This window comes from Candidatus Symbiopectobacterium sp. NZEC135 (genome assembly GCF_025962695.1).
This window is the reverse complement of the sequence record NZ_JAGFPF010001390.1, coordinates 1-564: the sequence shown is the minus strand read 5'-3', so window position 1 is coordinate 564 and position 564 is coordinate 1. Positions and strand designations below refer to the sequence as shown.

Sequence of the window (564 nt, the reverse complement as noted above, 5' to 3'; positions counted from 1 at the left end):
TCACCAACATGTCCTGCGTGACGCCAAGAATGAGGTGTGGCGCGATCTTTCTGCTGTGCGGATCGACATCAGGTTCGTTGTCGGGAGCGAGACTGATGATGTCAGCCCCTTTGCGGGCGGCATCGTCCAGCAGCATGATCAATCGTTGATAGTGTCTGTCGTTAATGATAGCGGTGTAATCCACATTGTGCTGAAGCGTTGGATAGCTCGCACGCATAAAACGTTTTGCCGCGTCGACAAAGCCCGCTTCGGACGATTCAGGCAACAGGACATAATCCGGGGAGATGCAGATTTGTCCGGCATTGAACGTCTTTATCGTCAGTATCCGTTCGGCCGCGATGCTGATTTCTGCGTCAGTATCCAGCACCACCGGGGATTTTCCACCCAGTTCCAGCGTGACGGGCACCAGATTTTCAGCCGCCGCCCGCATGACGTGACGACCAACCGCCGTGCTGCCGGTAAAGACCAGATGATCGAACGGTAATTGGCTAAACGCCTGGCCCACGGCCGCATCGCCCAACACCACGACAAGTTCATTCGAATCAAAGTAATGGGGGACAAGCT

The 564-nt window shown here is 55.0% G+C and carries 1 protein-coding gene; it reads right to left on the bottom strand.

Annotated features, from left to right (window positions below):
- Window positions 1-564, bottom strand: a 564-nt coding sequence (locus tag J5224_RS34430; protein ID WP_264629320.1) for an aldehyde dehydrogenase family protein, incomplete at both ends; no start/stop codon positions are given.